The 14,403-nt window shown below is 70.2% G+C and carries 16 protein-coding genes; 4 read left to right on the top strand and 12 right to left on the bottom strand.

What is annotated here, in order from left to right; all coding sequences use genetic code 11:
* Positions 1-121: 121 nt before the first annotated feature.
* Positions 122-595 carry a GNAT family N-acetyltransferase gene (locus CPZ01_RS04020; RefSeq protein WP_096393546.1) on the top strand — a complete coding sequence of 158 codons (474 nt, stop codon included), beginning with the start codon at positions 122-124 and terminating at the stop codon, positions 593-595.
* A gap of 40 nt (positions 596-635) precedes the next feature.
* Here the strand turns inward: CPZ01_RS04020 and lrpA1 are convergent, their stop codons facing one another.
* From lrpA1 to CPZ01_RS04005, 3 genes are all read right to left on the bottom strand, one after another.
* Complete coding sequence (gene lrpA1 / locus CPZ01_RS04015) at positions 636-1,064, bottom strand: HTH-type transcriptional regulator LrpA1 (RefSeq protein ID WP_096393545.1); 429 nt, start codon at positions 1,062-1,064, stop codon at positions 636-638.
* Between the two features lie 83 nt (positions 1,065-1,147).
* Positions 1,148-2,086, bottom strand: coding sequence for a thiamine pyrophosphate-dependent enzyme (locus CPZ01_RS04010; RefSeq protein WP_096393544.1), 939 nt, complete (start codon positions 2,084-2,086; stop codon positions 1,148-1,150).
* Positions 2,087-2,089: 3 nt separating this feature from the next.
* On the bottom strand, positions 2,090-3,985 hold the full coding sequence (locus tag CPZ01_RS04005) for a 2-oxoacid:acceptor oxidoreductase subunit alpha (protein ID WP_096393543.1): 1,896 nt from the start codon (positions 3,983-3,985) through the stop codon (positions 2,090-2,092).
* Positions 3,986-4,158: 173 nt separating this feature from the next.
* Between CPZ01_RS04005 and dph5 the strand changes: the two genes are divergently transcribed.
* The 3 genes from dph5 (at position 4,159) to CPZ01_RS03990 (ending at position 5,871) form a co-directional block, all read left to right on the top strand.
* Positions 4,159-4,956: a diphthine synthase gene (gene dph5 / locus CPZ01_RS04000; RefSeq protein WP_096393542.1), complete on the top strand. Its 798-nt coding sequence runs from the start codon at positions 4,159-4,161 to the stop codon at positions 4,954-4,956.
* 77 nt (positions 4,957-5,033) lie between these two features.
* On the top strand, positions 5,034-5,420 hold the full coding sequence (locus CPZ01_RS03995) for a CBS domain-containing protein (RefSeq protein WP_096393541.1): 387 nt from the start codon (positions 5,034-5,036) through the stop codon (positions 5,418-5,420).
* Between the two features lie 76 nt (positions 5,421-5,496).
* Complete coding sequence (locus CPZ01_RS03990; RefSeq protein ID WP_096393540.1) at positions 5,497-5,871, top strand: CBS domain-containing protein; 375 nt, start codon at positions 5,497-5,499, stop codon at positions 5,869-5,871.
* A gap of 45 nt (positions 5,872-5,916) precedes the next feature.
* On the opposite strand, the gene CPZ01_RS03985 is transcribed toward CPZ01_RS03990, so the two are convergent.
* From CPZ01_RS03985 to CPZ01_RS03945, 9 genes are all read right to left on the bottom strand, one after another.
* Positions 5,917-7,164: an MgtC/SapB family protein gene (locus tag CPZ01_RS03985; protein ID WP_096396124.1), complete on the bottom strand. Its 1,248-nt coding sequence runs from the start codon at positions 7,162-7,164 to the stop codon at positions 5,917-5,919.
* Between the two features lie 179 nt (positions 7,165-7,343).
* Entirely contained in the window at positions 7,344-8,306 is a 963-nt protein-coding gene (gene artA / locus CPZ01_RS03980; protein WP_096393539.1) for an archaeosortase A, read from the bottom strand.
* A 121-nt stretch (positions 8,307-8,427) separates the two neighbouring features.
* Positions 8,428-8,880 carry a transcription elongation factor Spt5 gene (locus CPZ01_RS03975; RefSeq protein WP_004598345.1) on the bottom strand — a complete coding sequence of 151 codons (453 nt, stop codon included), beginning with the start codon at positions 8,878-8,880 and terminating at the stop codon, positions 8,428-8,430.
* Entirely contained in the window at positions 8,880-9,056 is a 177-nt protein-coding gene (locus CPZ01_RS03970) for a protein translocase SEC61 complex subunit gamma (protein WP_004598344.1), read from the bottom strand. The genes CPZ01_RS03975 and CPZ01_RS03970 overlap by 1 nt, the downstream gene beginning before the upstream one ends.
* A 121-nt stretch (positions 9,057-9,177) precedes the next feature.
* A complete protein-coding gene (gene ftsZ, locus CPZ01_RS03965) occupies positions 9,178-10,335 on the bottom strand; it encodes a cell division protein FtsZ (RefSeq protein WP_096393538.1) in 1,158 nt (385 codons plus the stop codon).
* Between the two features lie 146 nt (positions 10,336-10,481).
* Positions 10,482-11,897 carry a D-aminoacyl-tRNA deacylase gene (locus tag CPZ01_RS03960; protein ID WP_096393537.1) on the bottom strand — a complete coding sequence of 472 codons (1,416 nt, stop codon included), beginning with the start codon at positions 11,895-11,897 and terminating at the stop codon, positions 10,482-10,484.
* A gap of 86 nt (positions 11,898-11,983) precedes the next feature.
* Positions 11,984-12,934 carry a calcium/sodium antiporter gene (locus CPZ01_RS03955; protein ID WP_096393536.1) on the bottom strand — a complete coding sequence of 317 codons (951 nt, stop codon included), beginning with the start codon at positions 12,932-12,934 and terminating at the stop codon, positions 11,984-11,986.
* A gap of 110 nt (positions 12,935-13,044) precedes the next feature.
* Entirely contained in the window at positions 13,045-13,239 is a 195-nt protein-coding gene (locus CPZ01_RS03950) for a DUF7333 family protein (RefSeq protein WP_096393535.1), read from the bottom strand.
* A 102-nt stretch (positions 13,240-13,341) separates the two neighbouring features.
* On the bottom strand, positions 13,342-14,286 hold the full coding sequence (locus tag CPZ01_RS03945) for a PhzF family phenazine biosynthesis protein (RefSeq protein WP_096393534.1): 945 nt from the start codon (positions 14,284-14,286) through the stop codon (positions 13,342-13,344).
* Between the last annotated feature and the right edge of the window lie 117 nt (positions 14,287-14,403).

Here is a 14,403-nt window from a genome sequence, read left to right as displayed (position 1 = left end):
GCTCGGTCGGGGGACGCGCCGGTCTTCGGTCGGCCGACGAAGCGGATCGCGCGCCCCGCCGCCGGCCGCGGGTCGCGCCGACGCCGAAACCTATAGGTGCGTTCTTTACTCACGGTCGACCATGTATGTCCGGGCGGCTCGCCCCGACGACGCGGAGGCGTTGCGGACCGCGGTGTCGCGAGCCCGCGAGGAGACGGTGTTCGACGACATCGGCGCGCCCCTGCTCGACGTGTCCGCCGCCGGCGTCCGCGAGGCCGCCGCCGAGGCGGAGTGGTCGTTCCTGATGGAACACGACGAGGAGGGTCCCGTGGGCCTCGCGATCGCGCACCCGGACCCGGACGACACCGAGGCGGAGCTGCTGGCGCTTTGGGTCCACCCGAACCGCGCGGGAGAGGGGGTCGCGGACGAGCTGCTCGCCCGCGTGGGGAACGCGCTCGCCGACCGGGATATCGAGACGCTCCGCGCGACGGTCCCGCCGGACCGCCCCAGCGCTGAGGAGTTCTTCAGCGCGCACGGGTTCGCGCGGCGCGGGACCCGCCGGAGCCCGGCGGGCGACGAGTCGGTCGTCGTCGCGGACCCGCGGGCGCTCGCCTGACGCGGACGCGGCGACGAACGGGGCCGGACCGCCCCCCGCGTCACTTCAGCCGCTCTTGGAGGAAGGAGGGGTGCGCCGCGGTGACGCCGTCGACGCCGAGCAGCTTCTCGGAGATGACGTCGCCGAGCTCGTCGCCGTCGCCGGCGCGGACCTCGGCCATCAGCATGTGGTCGCCGGAGGAGGTGTACAGCGCCTGTACCTCGTCGAGCGACTTCAGTTCGCGGGTGGCCGCAACGTACTGGCCCGAGTCGACGTCCATGCCGACCATCGCGATCGACTGCGACGAGAGCTTCTTCGGGTCGACCTCCGCGGAGTAGCCGACGATAACGCCCCGCTCTTCGAGGCGGTCGATGTACTTCCGCACCGTCGGCTTCGAGACGTCGGCCCGCTCGGCGATCTCCCCGCAGGACGCCTGCGCGTCCTCCTCTAACACGGAGAGGATCCGTTCTTCCGTCGATACCGTACTCATACCACTACGTTTGTCACCAATGAAAAAATACCTTGCGAATCAAAAAACGAACTCACCGCGCCGTGAACGGCCGCCGGCCCCGCTCAGGCGTGTTTGTCGAGGAACATGTCGTGGGAGCGCTCCCACTCGTAGTCGTCGTCCCAGTAGCGCTCGGCGAGCGGCTCGTCGGGCATCTCGCCGATGGCCTGCTTCTCGGCGCCGTAGGAGGGGCGCTCCTCGTCGACGTAGAAGCGGCCGGTGAGGACCTCGCCCTCGTACAGCGACTCCTCGGTCTCGCGCATCATCTCGGCGGCCTCGACGCGGTCCGTCTTGTCGAACTCGTAGTCGTCGGACTCGTTGACGTCGATGTACGGGACGTACTGGCGCGCGTCCTTGTTCCACGTCGGACACTGGGTGAGGAAGTCGACGTGCGCGAACCCGTCGTGTTCGATCGCCTCGGTGATGATCTCCTTCGCCTGGTTCGGGTTCACCGCGGCCGTCCGGGCGACGTAGGACGCGCCGGCGTTCAGCGACATCGAGAGCGGCTTGATCGGCTCCTTGGCGCTGCCCGAGGGCTGCGTCTTCGACTTGTGGCCCTTCGGGCTGGTCGGGGAGGTCTGTCCCTTCGTGAGCCCGAAGATCTCGTTGTTGAACACGATGTACGTCATGTCGTGGTTCTCCCGGGCCGTGTGGACGAAGTGGTTCCCGCCGATCCCGTAGCCGTCGCCGTCGCCGCCGGCGGCGATCACTTCGAGGTCGGGGTTCGCGAGCTTCGCGGCGCGGGCCACGGGCAGCGAGCGCCCGTGGATCGTGTGGAACCCGTACGTGTCGAGGTAGCTGTTCAGCTTGCCCGAACAGCCGATCCCCGTACAGAGCAGCGTCTCCTCGGGCGTGCGCCCGACCTCCGGCAACGCCTGCTTGAGCGCCTTCAGGACGCTGAAGTCACCGCAGCCCGGACACCAGGTCGGCTGCGGCTCCACGCCGGGGGTGTACTCGTCGCGGTCGATCTCTCGCTCCTCTCCGATCGCTGAAAACGTGCTCATTGGTTAGTCACCTGCGGCTGGGACGAAGGTGGTCTGATGGCCGGACGCGTCGCCGTCGCCCTCGACGACCGCGGCCTCGAACCCGTCGACGATCTCCGCCGGCTCGAACGGGTTCCCGTTGTACTTCAGCAGGCTCGACAGCTTCTCGCCGTAGCGGCCGAGGTTCTTCTGGACGAGCCCGCGGAACTGTCCGGACGCCGTCATCTCGACGACGAGGACCTCGTCGACGCTCGCGACGAACGCCTCGACCTGCTCGGTCGGGAACGGGAGCATGTCGGAGACGCCGTACGACTTCACCGAGATCCCGGCGTCGTTGAGGCGACCGACCGCCTCCTCGACGGTCCCCTGCTGGCTACCGAACGTGAGGATGCCGTACTCGGCGTCCTCGGGACCGGCGTACGAACCGGTGTCCTCCTCGTCGAGGTCGTCGCGGATGGCCTCCAGCTTCTGGGTCCGCCGGTCGATCTGCGCGACGCGGTTGTCGGGCGACTCCGCGATGTGCCCGGTCGGGTCGTGTTCGTTGCCGGTCGCGAGGAAGCGACCGCCCTTCTGGCCGGGGATCGACCGCGGGGAGACGCCGTCTTCCACGTCGTGCTGGAAGCGGTGGAACTTCCCGTCGGCCGAGTGCGGCTCGTCGGCCAGCGCGTCCTCCGAGAGCGTCTTCCCGAGCGTCGGGTTCGGCTCGCGGTCGAAGTGGCTCTTCGGGACGTTCTTCATCTCGCCGCCGAGCTTCTGGTCGTACAGGAGGATCGACGGGATCTGGTACTCGTAGGCCAGCCGGAAGGCGAGCCGCGACTGCTCGTACGCCTCCTCGACGGTCCCGGGCGCCAACACGACGCGCTGGGAGTCGCCCTGCGAGGTGTAGAGGACGTGTTCGAGGTCGGACTGCTCCGGCTTCGTCGGCATCCCGGTCGAGGGGCCGGCGCGCATGGCTTCGACGAGGACGACGGGCGTCTCCGTCATCTCCGCGAGCCCGAGCGGCTCGGACATCAGCGCGAACCCGCCGCCCGAGGAGCCGGACATCGCCTTGACGCCGGCGTGCGAGGCGCCGACCGCGAGCGCGGCCGCGGCGATCTCGTCTTCCACCTGCTCGGAGATCCCGCCGAGCTTCGGCAGGTTCTGCGTCATGATGGTGAACACCTCGGTCCACGGCGTCATCGGGTAGCCGGCGATGAACCGGCAGCCCTCGTCGATGGCGCCGTAGGAGATGGCGTCCGAGCCGGACATGAGCAGCTGGGTCTCGTCGTGTTCGCCCGTCGGCACCGAGACGTCCGGGGCGTCCACGTCGTACTCCTCGCGGACCTGGTCGTACGCGATCTGGAGGATCTCGAGGTTCGGTTCGAGGATCTTCTCCGGCATCGCGTCGCGCATGAGGTCCTGTACGTGGTCGAGATCCATCCCGGTCAGCGCGCAGGTCGCGCCGACGCCGGCGGTGTTCCGCATGACCTCGCGCCCCTGGTCGCGGGCGAGCCCGCGGAGGTCGAGGGGGAACACGTGCCAGTCGTTCTCCTCGACGCGCTCGTCGAAGTTCGGGATCTCGGAGGCGTCGAGGAGTCCCTCGTCGTAGACGATGACCCCGCCCTCGCGGAGCTCGTCTAAGTTCTCCGAGAGCGGCTTGATCTCTTCGTTGCCGTAGACGGCCTCCTCCTGCGGGTTGCGGGCGAACGAGTCGCCCAGCGCGAGCAGGAAGTTGTAGCCGTCGCCCCGGGATTCGACGGGGTCCGCCGACGCGCGGACCTCGGTGTAGGTGTGACCGCCGCGGATCCGCGACGGGTAGTGCCGATGCGTGAAGACGTTGAGCCCCGATCGCATCAAGGCCTTCGCGAAGTTCTGGCTGGTCGAAGCGATCCCGTCACCGGATCCCCCCGATATCCGCCAGATGAGTTCGTCGTCAGTCATAGTGGTGTGTGAGCCCGAGTGGGCCTCGTGGTCCGAAGTTGTGTTGGTTCCCTCTTAGGGCTTGCTATGGAATCCCAAGGGACAATCATGAAGGTCTATTAGGATGCCACTCTATCCCACACCGCCGACCGGGGTTCCGCGTCCTTTTACTGCGCCGCGCGCCGAGCGCGGACATGCTCACGTTCATCGGGCTCGGCCTCTACGACGAGCGCTCCGTTACCGTCGAGGGGCGGGAGGCGCTGCGCGAGGCCGACCGCGTCTTCGCGGAGTTCTACACCAGTCGGCTCGTCGGCGCCGACGTCGCCGACCTGGAGGCGCACCACGGCGTCGACGTCGAGGTCCGCGACCGCGACGGCGTCGAGCGGGACCCGGAGCCGATCCTCGACGCGGCCGCGTCCGGCGACGCGGCGTTCCTCACCGCCGGCGACACGATGATCTCGACCACTCACACCGACCTCCGCCTCCGCGCCGAGGAGCGCGGCATCGACACGCGGGTGGTCCACGGGGTCACCGCCCAGTCGGCGGCGTCGAGCCTCACCGGCCTCCAGAACTACCGGTTCGGCAAGGCGACGACGCTGCCGTTCCCGTACGCGCACGGCGGCGACGACGTGCCCGCGAGCGTGGTCGAGACGATCGAGGCGAACCGCGAGCGCGGGCTCCACACCGTCGTCTACCTCGACATCAAGGTGGGAACGGGACCGACCGGCCCCGATCCCGACCACGAGGAGTACATGACCGCGGCCGTCGCCGCGGGCCTGCTCGCCGACAACTGGGCCGACGAGCTCGCGGTCGTCGTCGCGCGTGCCGGCTCCCCCGACGCCGTCGTGGCGGTCGACCGACTGAGCGCGCTCGCCGACCGCGAGTTCGGCGACCCGCTCCACCTGCTCGTGATCCCCGGCGACCTCCACCACGTCGAGGCGGACGCCCTCGTCGGCCTCGCCGGCGCCCCCCAGTCGCTCGTCGAGGAGTGAGTCCTCGCGGTCGGACCCGCGCGGCGGTCACGGACCGACCGGACGTTTGATTATCGTGCCGCGCGTTGGCAGGCGGCATGAACGACGTGCCCGTCGACCGGCTGATGTCGACCGACCTCACGACGATCGAACGCGGGGCCGCCGCGGCCGACGCGGCGAAGCGAATGCGGGAGACAGGCGTCGGCTCGATCCTCGTCGTCGAGCCCGACGGGACGCTGGCGGGCCTGATCACCGCGACGGACTTCGTCGCGCTCGTCCGCGACAACGACCCGAAGGACCGGACACCGGTCGAGGCGTTCATGACGACCGACATCGTCACCGTGGGCCGCGACGACACCGTCGCCGAACTGGCGGAGCCGACCGCGCACGGCTACACCCACCTCCCGGTGACCGACGCCGACGGCAGGCCGATCGGGATGGTGTCGACGACGGACCTCACAGCGTACCTTTCGAGGGCGCGGTGACCGACCGGAACCGCGGCGCCCGCCCCGCGTTGTGCGTTCCGGAAGAGTAATGTGATACGGTACCACACAGCGAGGTATGGATCTCGACGACAGAACACGCGTCGCGGACGTGATGTCGACCCCGCTGGAGACGATCGGCGCGAACGCGCCGGTTCGGGACGCCGCCCGTCGGATGCGCGACGAGGGGATCAGCGCGCTGGTCGTGACGACCGGCGGCGGCTGTATCGTCACGCAGAGCGACGTCGTCGGGGCGGTCGCCGACGGGCGCGACCCAGAGGCGACGGCGGTCCGCGACGTGATGACCGAGGACGTCGAGACGGTGACGCCCGACCTGATGATGCAGGAGGTCGCCGCCATGATGACGATGTACGGCGTGAAACACCTCCCAGTCGTCGACGACGACTACGTGGGGATGGTGTCGTCGACGGACATCGCCGAACACCTCTCCTGAAAGCGGCTTGACCGTCGACTCCGCCCGACTCCGCGGCGAAAGCGATCAGAGTACTAACAGCGGTAGCCCGGCGATCACGCCCACGGCGATCAACAGGAGGTTCCAGAGGAACACCGGCCGTACCAGTTCGCGCGCGATGCTCGCGGCGAAGGCGGTCTTGATCAGGATGCTGGCGGCGGTGCCGGCCACCACGCCCGCGACCGCGGCCTCGACGCCGATCTGACCGGTCCCGAGCAGCGAGACGGCCGTAGTCGTCGAGGTCCCCGACGACACCAGCCCGGCGAGGAAGGAGGTGGCGACGAACCCGCCCGCGCCGAACGTCTCCTCGGCGACCGCCGAGACGAGCAGCACGAGCAGGAAGAGCGCGCCGAAGGTGAGCGCGTTCCCGAGGCTGAACGGAGAGGTGAGCTCGGCCTCCATCGCCGTCCGCCAGTCGCTTCGCCACACCGCGACGCCGATCCCCGCGAGCGTGATCGCGCCGAGGGGCACTCCGACGACGAGCGCCGCCTCCGGGACGAAGACGGCCACCACCGCGGCGTTCCGGAACGCCATCGCCGCGTTCGCGAGGAGGATCGACCCCACCGCGATCTCGCGGAGGTCCGCCCGCCCCTTCGCGCGCTTCGCCATCTCCGCGACGACCGCGGTCGAGTTGACGAGCCCGCCGAAGAAGCCCGTCACCGCGTAGCCGCGCCCCTGGTACCGCTTGACGAGGACGTAGTTGACGAAGCCGATGGCGCTGACCGCGACCACCAGCGACCAGACGAGCCGCGGCTGGACCGCGCCCCACGGGTCGATCGTCTCGGCGGGGAGGAGCGGGAAGACGACGAACGCGAGGATGGTGAACTCCACGGCGCTGCGCACCTCCTCGCGGGAGAGTCCCCACGCGAACTCGTGGAGCTCCCGCTTCAACACGAGCAGCAGCGACGACAGCACCGCCACCGTCACCGACTCGATGAAGAGTCCTTCCGCGACGAGGACGCCGACCCCGTACGCGACGAGCATCGACGCCGACGTCGTCAACGAGAGCCCGTCCACGTCGGGCTCGACGAAGCTCCGGACCGCGAGCAAGACCGCGCTGGCGACCACCAACACCCCGCCGACGACGAGCAGCCCGGGCTCGTCGAGCAGCGAGAACACGGCCGCCGCGAGGCTGACGAGCGCGAACGTCCGGATCCCCGCCGACTTCTGGGACCACTCGCGCTCCAGCCCGAGGAACATGCCGAGCGCGGTCGCGAGGACCAGCTTGGCGACGTTCGTCTCCAGGTAGACGAACGGGTCGACCGCGCTCAGCACCGGCGACCACCCCGTCGCGGCCGGGCTCCGCGGCCGGAGCCCGGCGGTCCGTCTCGCGTCCTCGCAGTCATGGTCGCTCGTACCCGTCGCCAACGTCTATAGCTTGCTATATAGCGCTATATATTTTCGGGAACACGACCGCCTCGGTCGCCCGCCGGTGTCGGCGACCGGATTCCGGGCTACCGGTTCGTCGGCTCGCGCGGGAGGTCGAGCGACTCCGTCAGGTCGTGTTCCTCGCCGGTGATGAGGTAGAGGACGTCCTCCAAGATCACCGCGAGCTCGGGCAGCTGGCGCACCGCGAGGAACGTGATCGCGATGAGCGCCACGACCGCCAACAGCTGGCTCATGATCCGGTCCGAGATGAGGAAGGAGACGCGGTACGGGTCGGTCGCGCCGAACATCGTCAACACCAGGTCCGGGTACCAGTGCATGTACTGGTTGCCCGCCACTACCGAAATGAACGTCGTCCGGAGGAGGTTCAGGACGTAGATGAGCGGGAGCGACACCGCGAGCGCGCGGAGCTTCCGCGAGAGCGGCGCCTCGACGGCGGCCACGAGGCCGCCGAAGATGGCCATGCTTCCGAGCCCCGTACACGCCAGCACGATGTGGATGACGACGGTGTGGCCGTCGTCGAGCGTCCACGAGTACGCCGCGTCGTACCCCTCGCTGCTCGTCACCGCCTCCGGCGCGTACCCGAGGAGATCGATGAGGGCCCCGGTCTGCGCCGCGACGATCTCGATGAGGACCCGACGGGGCTCCGGCACCGCGATCCCGGCGAACGTGAACGCCGGGATCGTCTCGAACGGGAGGTAGATGAACAGCATAATCGCGATGGCCCGAGTCAGGGTGAAAAGCGACGCCCGCCCGTCGTACAGGAGGTACCCCGCGTACACGCTGGCGGGGAAGCCGGCGAGCGCGAGGATCGACTCGACGTAGCTCTGGTGTTCGAACGCGAAGTACGGCACCGTCGACAGCCAGAACAGCCCGAACAGCGCCCACGTCGCGGCCGCGAGCGTCCGCCCCGCGGACAGCCCGCGGCTGTCGAGCAGCCACGCCGTCGCGAAGAGGATCGCGACGATCCACGCGAACGTGAACGTGTCGGGGATCACGCTCAACACCGCCGGCGCGCCGTGGCCGAACATATCCGTCTGGTCGGTCGTCGTCGAATAAAGCCCTTGTCGTTGCGTGCGGGCCCCGCGTCAGACACCGGACCGGTCCGCCGCGGCTCCGCTGCCCGTCGCGCCGCTCGCTCAGTACGAGGCGCTACCGCTCCTCGCTGTCGAGCACGCGGATCTGGTCGCCGCGGACCGTCACCGGAATCGGCACGGTCGCCTCGTACAGCTCGACGGTTACCTGGTCTTTCCCCTCGTCGATCCGCTGGACGCGCGCCTTCTCGCCCTTGAACGGGCCGGCGATCAGCTCGACGATGTCGCCCTCGCCGATCCCCTCCACGTCCGGGGTCGGCGAGAGGAAGTGCTCGACCTCGGAGAAGGGGCTCTCGGCGGGCCCGTCGCCGCCCTGGATGACGCCGCGGGCGTGCGGGATCTCGTCGAGGATCCGGCCGAAGGCGGTCCCGTCGGTCGCCTCGACCATCACGTAGCTCGTGAGCTGGTCGGGGGCGATGACGGCCTGGATCTCCGGCGCCTCCTTCTCGGCGATCATGTCGGCGACGGTGCGCTCCTGGCTCGCAGTCGTCTTGACCGAGTAGATCGGCATTACGCGCCGACCCCCGGGATCAAGCTCATGATCGCGAAGATCAGGAACCCGATGAACCCGATGAGCAGAATCCCGGCGCCGGCGATCTTCGACACCTGGAGGAACTCGTCGGTGCTCGGCGTGCTCGCCAGCTTCAGCACCCGAATGTAGCTGTTGAGGTCGTACGGAACGTCCATGTTAGCCGAGGATTTGAGACGAGACGGTTTTTACCTTTTGATGCGCGCCCCTAAGCCGAACGGTCAGGCGGTCGCGGTCGCCCGGTGGCCCGAGGCGATCGACTCCGTCGCCTGACGCCCGTTACTCTACGTAGTCGATGTCTTCGACGTCGCTCGGCGCGCCGCCCTCCGGCGGTTCGCCGTTGCTGCCGTAGATCTGCGGCGACTCGACGCCGGTGACGACGATCATCGTCCGCATCTCGCCCTCCAGCTCGTCGTCGACGGAGGTCCCCCAGATGATCCGCGCGTCGGGGTCGATCCGGTCGTAGATCTCCTCGACGACGCCCTCGGCCTCCTCGATGGACATGTCGGTGCCGCCGGTGACGTTCACGAGCGCGGAGTTCGCGCCCGAGATGTCCACGTCGAGCAGCGGCGAGCGCAGCGCCGACTTCACCGAGTCCTGCGCCTTCGAGTCGGAGTCGGACTCGCCGAGGCCGATCATCGCGACGCCGCCCTTCTCCATGACCGTGCGGACGTCGGCGAAGTCGAGGTTGACGAGCCCCGGCATCGTGATCAGCTCGGTGATCCCCTTCACCGAGCGCATCAGGACCTCGTCGGACACCTTGAACGCCTGCCGGACCGGGAGCTTCCCGACCGCGTCGAGCAGGCGGTCGTTGGGGACGACGATGACCGTGTCGCTCACGTCGCGGAGCCGTTCGAGGCCGGCCTCGGCGTTCGTCCGCCGGACCTCGCCCTCGGCCGTGAACGGCGTCGTGACGATGGCGATGGTGAGCGCGCCCGACTCGCGGGCGGCCTTCGCGACGACCGGCGCCGAGCCCGTCCCCGTGCCCCCGCCGAGCCCGGCGGTGACGAACACCATGTCGGAGCCGTCGATGGCGTCTTGGATCTCCTCTTGGGACTCGATGGCGGCCTCCTCGCCGACCTGCGGGAGGGAGCCGGCGCCGCGCCCCTGCGTCTTCTGCTGGCCCATGAGGATCTTCGTGTCGGCCTCGATGTTGACGAGGTGCTGGACGTCGGTGTTGGCGGCGACCAGCTTCGCGCCGTGGATCCCCTCCTCGGTCATCCGGTTGACCGTGTTGCCGCCGGCGCCCCCGCAGCCGACGACCGTGATGTTCGTCTGGAGGTCCTGGAGGACGTCCTGTAGCTCGTCGTCGGTCATCGTCCCGCTCTGCGGCGGCGCGCCGGCGCTCCCTCCGGCGGCGCTCTCGCCGGCTCCCCCGGCGTCCTCTGCGGGGGCCTCTTCGGCTTCGTCGATGGCGTCCTCAACGATGGAGTCCATTATATGGTGTGGTTGCGACCCGGACGTATTTATTTTTGCCCGTTCGTCTGACGCGAGTCGGACGCCGAAATCACCGGCGTCCGCCGCCGACCGCCGTGAGTACGGGCGCCGCGACCGTGCCCGCCGATCGCGGCGTTATTTATAAATCAGTCGCGCGAGCCGGCGTCGATCGGGAACCGGTCCGTGCGCGTCCGCGACACGTCCTCCGGCCCGACCGTCTCCCCGTCGACCTCGACGGTCTCCCCGTCGGCCAGCCGCCCGAACGCCGGTCCCTCCGGGACGCCCCGCTCGGCCGCCAGCGCCGGGTCGAACGCCGTCTCGCTGGCGACGACCGCGTTCCGGTCGGGCGCCACCTCGACCGCGTCGTAGCCCGTTTCCAACACTTCCGCCAGTCCCTCGACGAGGTCCGCGTACCCCGGCGTCTCCGAGGCCGTCGCGAACGCGACGCGCCCGGTCGCGCGGGTTCCGCCCTGCTCCGTGTCGAACGCGATCGCGACGCGCTCGACCGCCTCCCGCGCCGCGTCGGCGTCGAGGCCCTGCGCCCGGGCGAGCAGGTCCGCCGGGAGGTCGCGGACGCGGACCGCGTCGCCGATCGCGTCGGCGTCGCCGCGCTGCTCGCCGGCCAGTTCCGGCTCGACCGCGCCGAACCGCAGCCCCTCGTCGACGGGACCGATCTCGACCTCCAGGTGCTCGACGAGCGGGAGCGGCGCGCCGCCGACCTCGCGGACCCATGTCTCGCTCACGACCCGGTGGCCGAGGTCCTCGACGACCGCGGCGAGTTCGGGACGGTCACCGTCGATCACGGCGCGGTCGGCCCGGCTCCGTTCGAAGGCGGCCTCGATCACGTCGCGGTTCGCGTCGGGTGCGCCGAGGTCGGCGAGCGCCCAGTCGGCGCCGACGTGCCCCACCGCCCACTCCGTCTCGCGGACGATCCGGGTGAACCGCGGCGCGTAGTGGCCGCCGCCGAAGCCGACGACGTGGCGGGGACGGCCGCCGGAATCATCGGTCAGATCGGCGCCCGTCCCCCGCAGGTCGAGGACCGCCCGCGCGACCGCCCGGGCCGCCGCCGGGTCCGCCCACTGGGGCTCGTCCGAGCCGAGTTCGACGAACAGGGAGGGGACCGACACGTCGGTCGGCCCGTGGTGCGTGCATTCGATACCGACCTCGTACCCCTCCGGCGCGTGCCGCGCGAGCGCCTCGACGACGCGCTTCTCGGCCCCGGGCGCGGCCCGCGCCAGCGACTCCGGCTCGCCGCCGTACTCGGCGCCGCCGAAGTTCCCGGTGACGTGCGCGGTGAGCAGTTCGCCGGTCTCGCCCGAATGCCGGGAGACGAACGCGATAAAGGCCGGGTCGCAGTCGAACGCGGCGGTCGGGTCCGACATGTGGATGTGGAGGTCGTCGAACTCGCGGAGCTCGACCCCGTCGGTCCGGTAGTACGTTCCGCCCCCGTCGGCGTCGGACCGCGAGCCGTCCTCCCGGGTCTCCCAGTCGCCGACCTCCAGCAGCCGCTCGCCGATGTGTTCGGAGGCGCTGTCGGCCCGGCTGACGACGATCGCTATCACGACACCGGCTCCGCCGTCCGCGACCGAATACCCGTCGGTTCGCGTTCCGTCACGCCTCCGCTCCGGTCCGCTGGACGGCTCCCGCGCTACGGGAGCAACAGGTAGACGAAGATCCCGTACCCGACGGTGAGGGCCGCGCCGTCGACGCGGGTGATCCGCTCGCGGTACGCCATCACCCCGACGATGGCGGCGGTGAACGCGAGCAGCGCGGGAAACTCGAAGCCCCGGACGCCCGGGGCGACGCGGATGGGGGTCACCACGGCGACGATGCCGATGACCGCGAGGACGTTGTAGATGTTCGAGCCGACGACGTTGCCGACGCTGAACTCCGCCTCGCCGCGCACCGCGGCCACGACGCTCGCGGCCAGTTCGGGCAGCGACGTGCCGAGCGCCAGCACGGTGAGCCCGATGAAGATGTCCGAGAAGCCGGCGGCCGCCAGAAGCGACTCGCTGCCGTCGATCAGCCACCGCGACCCGAGGACGAGCGCGGCGATCCCGGCGACGACGATCGCGGCGTCGCGGAGCTTCGCGTCGGGCATCTCGTCACGCTCGCTGTCGGTGATCGCCGACTGGTTCTCCTGGACGCGCCACAGGACCGCGGCGGTGAACGCGACGAGCGCCGCGAGCAGCACGGCGCCGTCGACGAGCCCGATCCGACCGTCCCAGCCGAGGCCGACGAGCAGCAGCGCGGCCAGCACCATGAACGGCACGTCTCGGCGGAAGACGGTGTCGGAGACGTCGAGCGGGCGGATCAGCGCGGAGACGCCCAGCACGAGCCCGATGTTCGCGATGTTCGAGCCGACGATCGCGCCGAGCCCGATGTCGGTCGACACCGTGACGGCGCCGAGGAGGGAGACGAAAAGCTCCGGGGCGGTCGTCGCGAACGCCACGACGGTGACGCCGACGGTCGACGCCTTCAGCCCGACGGCGAGCGCGAGGTCCCTCGCGCCCGCGACGAGCAGTTCGGCGCCGGCGTACAGGAGGGCGACGCCGCCGGCGATCAACAGCAGTTCGACGAGTGGCGACCCGGGCAGCACGATTCCGGGTTCGCCACGCCGTCTCAAAAGGCTCGTGATTCCCGGTCGGTCGCGGCGACAACCGCTATCGCTTCGCGATCGGGCGCTCGTCTCCCGCCTTCGGCGTCGGCTCAGGCGTGTCCGGCCCGGAACTCGCCGTGTTTCACGCCGAGCGCGAACGCGAGCGCGCCGAAGACGAGCATCGACGGGACGACCATCATCAGCGTCGTCTGGAGGGGCATCATCCCCGCGCCGATGAGGCCGCCGGCGCCGACCGCGACGATCAGTACGAGGATCGCTGCCGCGCGTGGAAGGTCGAACTCCATAGTCACGGTACGTCGCGAACGATGCTAAACGTTCGGTCCGCGGCCCGCGAGTCCGGCCGTGAGCGACGGGACCGTCCCGGTCGGCGGTTCGGGACAGGCGGTTTACGCCTCGATGATCTCGTCGTCCTCGTCGTCGGGGATCCGGATCTCCCCGTCGAGCGCGACCGTCGCCCGCCCGCCGACGCGGACGCCCTCCGCCTCGACGCGGACGCGGACGTGACCCGGCCGGTCGACGAAGTGGCCCTGCTCGAACCGGAGCTCCTCGGGCTCGTCGCCGTCGAAGGCGTCGACGTGGCGGAGGTACCCGCCGACCGCCCCGCTCGCGGTGCCCGTGACCGGGTCCTCGGGGATGCCGAGCGACGGCACGAACGCCCGGCCGTGGAGCGTCGAGTCCGCGTCGAGCGCGTCGAAGGTGAACGCGTAGACGCCCGCGACGTCGAACTCGTCGGAGAGCGCTTCGACCGCGTCGTCGTCCGGGTCGGCCTCGCCGAGCCGCTCCAAGAAGTTCACGGGGACGACGAGGAACGGAAGGCCGGTCGACGCGACCGCGACGGGGAGGTCCGCGCCGACGTCGCGCAGCGCGGCGGGGTCGACCCCGAGGGCGTCCGCGACCCGGTCGAGGTCGACGTCGACGACCTCCACGCTCGGCGCCTGCTGTCGCATCCAGACGGTGCCGTCGTCGTCGACCGCGACCGTGACGTCGCCGACGTTCGTGCGGACAGCGCGCTCGCCGCCGTCGATCGCACCCTCGGCGAACAGGGCGCCGTAGGTCGCGATCGTGGCGTGCCCGCAGAGGTCGACCTCCGTGGTCGGCGAGAAGTAGCGGAGCCGGTCGTCGGCCGCGCCGTCGCCGGCCGAGTTATCGCCGTCACCGGTCGCGCCGTCGCCGTCGGTTAGGAACGCCGTCTCCGAGGCGCCCAGTTCGGCGGCGACCGCGGCCATCTGGTCGTCGCTCAGCCCCTCGGCGTCCGGGACGACGCCGGCGGCGTTCCCGGCCAGCGGCTCCGCGGCGAACGCGTCGACGAGCAGCGCGCGTCGGGTCTCCATGTCGGGCCCTCCGCGGGTCACGGACAAAAAGCCCCCCGAGGGAGTCTTCGAGCGCGGGTCGGTCCCCGCGCTCTCTGCCGCGCCGATGTCAATCCTTTTGCCTTCGACCGCGGATGG

Source organism: Halorubrum trapanicum, from assembly GCF_002355655.1.
GTDB classification, from domain to species: domain Archaea; phylum Halobacteriota; class Halobacteria; order Halobacteriales; family Haloferacaceae; genus Halorubrum; species Halorubrum trapanicum_A.
The sequence above is the reverse complement of the archived record's forward strand: the minus strand, read 5'-3'. Positions and strand labels throughout refer to the sequence as shown.

Excerpts from the sequence above, each read along its gene's own strand:
- CPZ01_RS03950 (WP_096393535.1), bottom strand. The coding sequence starts at position 13,239 with ATGGAGTTCGACCTTCCACGCGCGGCAGCGATCCTCGTACTGATCGTC.
- artA (WP_096393539.1), bottom strand. The coding sequence starts at position 8,306 with ATGTTCGGCCACGGCGCGCCGGCGGTGTTGAGCGTGATCCCCGACACG.
- CPZ01_RS04005 (WP_096393543.1), bottom strand. The coding sequence starts at position 3,985 with ATGACTGACGACGAACTCATCTGGCGGATATCGGGGGGATCCGGTGAC.
- CPZ01_RS03945 (WP_096393534.1), bottom strand. The coding sequence starts at position 14,286 with ATGGAGACCCGACGCGCGCTGCTCGTCGACGCGTTCGCCGCGGAGCCG.
- CPZ01_RS04020 (WP_096393546.1), top strand. The coding sequence starts at position 122 with ATGTATGTCCGGGCGGCTCGCCCCGACGACGCGGAGGCGTTGCGGACC.
- CPZ01_RS03975 (WP_004598345.1), bottom strand. The coding sequence starts at position 8,880 with ATGCCGATCTACTCGGTCAAGACGACTGCGAGCCAGGAGCGCACCGTC.
- dph5 (WP_096393542.1), top strand. The coding sequence starts at position 4,159 with ATGCTCACGTTCATCGGGCTCGGCCTCTACGACGAGCGCTCCGTTACC.
- CPZ01_RS03990 (WP_096393540.1), top strand. The coding sequence starts at position 5,497 with ATGGATCTCGACGACAGAACACGCGTCGCGGACGTGATGTCGACCCCG.
- CPZ01_RS03995 (WP_096393541.1), top strand. The coding sequence starts at position 5,034 with ATGAACGACGTGCCCGTCGACCGGCTGATGTCGACCGACCTCACGACG.
- ftsZ (WP_096393538.1), bottom strand. The coding sequence starts at position 10,335 with ATGGACTCCATCGTTGAGGACGCCATCGACGAAGCCGAAGAGGCCCCC.
- lrpA1 (WP_096393545.1), bottom strand. The coding sequence starts at position 1,064 with ATGAGTACGGTATCGACGGAAGAACGGATCCTCTCCGTGTTAGAGGAG.
- CPZ01_RS04010 (WP_096393544.1), bottom strand. The coding sequence starts at position 2,086 with ATGAGCACGTTTTCAGCGATCGGAGAGGAGCGAGAGATCGACCGCGAC.
- CPZ01_RS03970 (WP_004598344.1), bottom strand. The coding sequence starts at position 9,056 with ATGGACGTTCCGTACGACCTCAACAGCTACATTCGGGTGCTGAAGCTG.